The sequence below is a fragment of the Kineococcus siccus genome, from assembly GCF_009906795.1.
Classification (GTDB): Bacteria; Actinomycetota; Actinomycetes; order Actinomycetales; family Kineococcaceae; genus Kineococcus; species Kineococcus siccus.
On record NZ_JAAALN010000272.1, the window covers coordinates 1 to 4,863 of the forward strand.

The 4,863-nt window shown below is 76.6% G+C and carries 3 protein-coding genes; 2 read left to right on the forward strand and 1 reads right to left on the reverse strand.

Going from position 1 to position 4,863, the window contains the following annotated elements; translation table 11 throughout:
* Positions 1-90 precede the first annotated feature (90 nt).
* Together GTR02_RS19850 and GTR02_RS19855 are read left to right on the forward strand one after the other, a co-directional pair.
* Positions 91-696 (forward strand): pyridoxamine 5'-phosphate oxidase family protein, encoded by a 606-nt coding sequence (locus tag GTR02_RS19850; protein ID WP_420814752.1) that lies wholly within the window; start codon positions 91-93, stop codon positions 694-696.
* Positions 697-805: 109 nt separating this feature from the next.
* On the forward strand, positions 806-1,882 hold the full coding sequence (locus GTR02_RS19855) for a PHB depolymerase family esterase (RefSeq protein ID WP_205709672.1): 1,077 nt from the start codon (positions 806-808) through the stop codon (positions 1,880-1,882).
* A 49-nt stretch (positions 1,883-1,931) separates the two neighbouring features.
* On the opposite strand, the gene GTR02_RS19860 is transcribed toward GTR02_RS19855, so the two are convergent.
* Positions 1,932-4,808 carry an FAD-linked oxidase C-terminal domain-containing protein gene (locus tag GTR02_RS19860; RefSeq protein ID WP_166609209.1) on the reverse strand — a complete coding sequence of 959 codons (2,877 nt, stop codon included), beginning with the start codon at positions 4,806-4,808 and terminating at the stop codon, positions 1,932-1,934.
* Positions 4,809-4,863 lie beyond the last annotated feature (55 nt).

Below are 4,863 nucleotides of genomic sequence, written 5' to 3' on the forward strand. Positions count from 1 at the left end.
GGCGACGCCGGGGCCGTTGACGACGGCCGGCGCGCGGGGGAGGCTCCCGGCTGGAGCCGTCGCTACGGGAGCATCGCCTTCACCGAGCAGGTGCGGCGCGAGCAGGACGAGGACGGCAGCGGCGAGCACTACGCCCGGGTCGCCGAGAGGGGCCGCGAGGTCACCGCCCCGGACGCCCTGACCCCGCTGGCCGCGGACCACCTGCGCGAGCGCGACGCGTTCCACCTCGCCACCGTGGGGGCGACGGGCTGGCCCTACGTGCAGTTCCGCGGCGGGGTGCCGGGGTTCCTGCACGTGCCCGACCCGCACACCGTGGCGTGGGCCGACTACCGCGGCAACCAGCAGCACATCAGCACCGGCAACCTCCGCACCGACGACCGCGTGGCGCTCATCGCGGTCGACCACCCGCAGCAGCGCCGCCTCAAGCTGTTCGGCCGCGCGCGCGTGGTCCACCTGCAGGACGACCCCGAGGCCGTGCTGGCCCTGCACGTCGCCTCGCCGGACGACGACGGCGCCGTGGTCGAGCGTGGCGTGTTCGTCACCGTCGAGGCCTACGACTGGAACTGCCCGCAGCACATCACGCCCCGCTGGAGCGCCGCCGAGCTGGAGCCGCGGCTCGCCCCGCTGCGCCGGCGCGTGGCCGAGCTCGAAGCCGAGAACGCCCGCCTGCGGGCCGGCACCGGCACCGGCACCTGAGGACACCCGCGGCCGCCCGGGGCGGAAGCGTCTGTTGACAGCCCCGGTGGCCGCTGTGAGAGTCCGCGCACGCGTGGCGGCCCTCGCCCGCCGGACGAAGGAGCCCCCCGTGATCCGTTCGCGACCACCCGCCCCGCACCGCCTCTCCGCCCCCCGCAGGCGCGGACGGCTCGCCCGGGTGCTCGCCGCCTCGGCGTGCGCCACCCTCGTCCTGACCGCCGGGGCGTCCGCCGCCCAGGGGGCTCCCGGCGGGGGCGGCCGCGGGTGCAGGCCCACGCTCGCCCCGGGCGCGCAGACGTTCTCCGTGCAGTTCGAGGGCACCGCCTACCGGGTCCCCCTCGTCGTCGGCGAGCGGCAGGGCCGCGGCCGGCAGGTGCCGCTCGTGCTGGACCTGCACGGCAGCAGCGCCAACGGCGTCGTGCAGGCCGGCATCAGCCGGTTCGGGGACATCGCGGCGCGCGAGGGGTTCATCGTGGCGAACCCCTCGGGTGCGATACCGCTCGCGCCGCAGGACCCGCCGGCGCCGGACGGCAGCTGGGCGTGGAACGTGCCCGGCGTCCCGACGACCGCGGGCGCGTTCCCGCCCGCAGGCGCCCGCGACGACGTCGCGTTCCTCACCGCGGTCATCGACCAGGTCGACGCGGCCGGCTGCGTGGACGACGACCGCGTCTACGCGACCGGGTACTCCGGCGGCGGCCGGATGGCCTCGACCCTGGCGTGCCGGCTGTCCGACCGGATCGCGGCGGTGGCCCCCGTGGCCGGCCTGCGGGCGGGCCGCCCGGCGCCGGCGGACACGACCGTGCCCGAGGTGCAGGACTGCACCCCGGAGGACCCCGTCGCCGTCGTCACGTTCCACGGCGACGCCGACCCCGTGAACCCCTACCAGGGCAACGGCGACCTGCGGTGGGGCTACTCCGCGCCGGTCGCGGTCCAGTCCTGGGCACGCATCGACGACTGCCGCGTGGGTCCCGTCCGGCGGACGGTCAGCGAGCACGTCGCGGCGTTCACCTACTCCGGGTGCGCCGCGGGCGCCGACGTCGAGTTCTACTCGATCGCGCAGGGCGGGCACACGTGGCCCGGCAGCACGCAGGGCGGTCCGCCGGAGGTCACGCAGGAGATCGACGCCTCGGAGCTCGCGTGGCAGTTCTTCGCCGACCACCCGCGCCAGCACGCCCGCCGCGGCTGACCCGGTCCCCGCCGTGGTCGTGCCGGTGTCCGGCACGACCGCGGCGGGCTCAGTCCTCGGGGAGGGCGTCGGCGAGGAGTTCGGCGAGGTGCTTCGGCCGCACCCCGGCCAGGTTGTCGGCCTGCGTGCGGCAGGAGTACCCGTCGGCGAGCACCACGGCGTCGCCCCGCTCGCGCAGCGCGGGCAGGAACCGGTGCTCGGCGACCTTCACGGACACGTCGTAGTGCCCCTGCTCGGCCCCGAAGTTCCCCGCCAGGCCGCAGCACCCGGACAGCACCCGGGCGTCCACCCCGGCCTTGGCGAGCAGCGCCGCGTCGGGGGCGAACCCCATGACCGCGTGCTGGTGGCAGTGCGGCTGCACCACGGCCGAGGCGTCCACGCGCGGCGGGATCCACGCGGGGCGCCGTTCGGCGATGAGCTCCGCCAGCGTCTTGACCCGCGCGCCCAGCGCCCGCGCGCGCGGGTCGTCGGGCAGCAGCTCCGCGGCGTCCTCGCGCAGCAGGGCGGTGCACGACGGTTCCAGGCCGACGATGAGCGCGTCGGCCGGCAGCGCGTCGTCCCACAGCGCGTCGAGCGAACGGCGCAGCTGGCGCTTCGCCCCGTCGAGCTGGCCCGTCGAGACCCACGTCAGCCCGCAGCAGACGCGGTCGGTGGTCGTGGTGACGTCGAAGCCCAGGTGCTCCAGCAGCCGCACGGCCGCGCGCCCGACCTCCGGGGAGAAGGAGTCGGTGAAGGAGTCGACCCACAGCACGACGGGTTCACCGCCCGTGCGCGGCGGGCGCGCGGCGAACCAGGCGCGGAACGTCCGCTCGGCGAAGCGCGGCAGCGGCCGCCGCTGGTCGATCCCCCCGGCGGCCCGGGCCAGCCGGGCCAGCACGGGGACGGCCGTCAGCGTGTTCACCAGCCGCGGGGCGAGCGCGACGAGCCGCGACCAGCGCGGCAGCCACCCGAGGAGGTAGTGGTTCATCGGCCGCAGCCGGCCCGCGTAGTACTTGTCGAAGAACTCCGCCTTGTAGGTGGGCATGTCCACGCCCGCCGGGCAGTCGACCGTGCACCCCTTGCAGGACAGGCAGAGGTCGAGGACCTCGCGCACCTCCTCCGACCGCCAGCCGTCCGTCACGAGCTGCCCGTTGGCCATCTCCTGCAGGACGCGGGCGCGACCGCGCGTGGAGTCCTTCTCGTCGCCCGTCGCGAGGTAGCTGGGGCACATCACGCCGCCGGAGTCGGCGCGGCACTTGCCGACGCCCACGCAGCGGTGGACGGCCCGGTTCAGGTCGCCCTCGTCGTGGGAGTACGCGAACTTCAGCGGCATCCCCAGGACGTGCGAGCTGCGCGAGGCGGGCACCCGCAGGTCCGCGTCGACCGGGCTGGGCCGCACGATGACCCCGGGGTTCAGCAGGTCCTGGGGGTCGAAGACGCGCTTGACCTCCTCGAACGCCGCGATCGCGTCGGCGTCGTACATCAGCGGCAGCAGGCCGCCCCGGGCGCGACCGTCGCCGTGCTCACCCGACAGGGAGCCGCCGTGCGAGGCGACGAGGCGCGCGGCGTCCTCGAGGAACTCCTTCGTGCGGGCCGGTGAGCCGTCGTCGTAGAGCGGGAAGTCGATGCGCACGTGGATGCACCCGTCGCCGAAGTGCCCGTACGCCAGGCCGTCCACGCCGTGGCGGCCCATCAGCGCCTCGAACTCCCGCAGGTAGGCGCCCAGGCGGGCGGGCGGCACGGCGGCGTCCTCCCAGCCGGGCCACGCGGGCTGCCCGTCGGGCGAGCGTCCCGCCAGCCCGGCGCCGTCCTCGCGGATGCGCCACAGCGCCCGCGCCTCGGCCGCGGTCGGGATCACGACGGCGTCCAGCGCCCCCGAGCCCGCGACCATCGCGTGCGCGGCTGCGAGAGCCTCCTCCGGCGTCTCACCGCCCATCTCGACGAACAGCCAGCCGTCACCGCCGGGCAGCCCCGCGACCGACCCGCCCCGGCGCACGACGACGTCGGCGAGGCGGCGGTCGATGCCCTCCACGGCCAGCGGGCCGTGCGTGAGCAGGGCCGGGGTCGCGTCGGCCGCCGAGGCCATGTCCGCGTAGCCGAGCACCACGAACGTCGTCGCGGGCGACTCCGCGACCAGCCGCACGCGCGCGCGCAGGATCGTGACGAGCGTGCCCTCGGAGCCCGTCAGCAGCCGGGCCAGCGCCGTGCCTCGCGGGCCACCGGTCTCGGGCAGCAGGTGCTCCAGGGCGTAGCCGGACACCTGGCGGCCGAACGTCGCGAACCGCGTGCGGATCGTCGCGAGGTGGCGGCCCGCGACCGCCTCCAGCGGCGCGACGAGCTCGTCGGGCGGGGCGTCGGTCCAGAAGCGGCGGCCGTGGCCGTCCAGCACCTCCAGCTGCACGACGTTGTGGCTGGTCCGCCCGTAGGCCAGGGCGTGCGAGCCGCAGGCGTCGTTGCCGATCATCCCGCCGACGGTGCAGCGGGCGTGCGTCGACGGGTCCGGCCCGAAGCGCAGGCCGTGGGGCTTGGCGGCACGCTGCAGGTCGTCCAGCACCACCCCCGGCTCCACGAGCGCCGTCCGCGTGACCGGGTCGACCTCCAGCACCCGGTTCAGGTGGCGGGAGAAGTCCAGCACGACACCGGTGCCGACGGCGTTGCCCGCGACGGAGGTGCCCGCGCCGCGGCTGGTGGTGGGCACCCCGAGCTCGCGGCAGACGGCGAGGACGGCCTCGACGTCCGCGGCGCTGCGGGGGAAGACCACCGCGGTCGGCACGACGCGGTAGTTCGAGGCGTCGGTCGTGTACTCCGCGCGGCGCCGGGTGCTGACGTCCACCTGGGCCGCACCGCCCGGCCCGAGCACGGCGGCGAGGCGGGCCGCGAGGGCGTCGGGGCCCAGCGCGTCCGGGGCGGCGTCGCGGCGCGCGGGGGCGGGTTCGGTGAGCGTCACGCTCCCAGTGTCGCAAGCGGCCCGCGGGCCCGGGTGCCCGCGGGCCGCTTGCGAC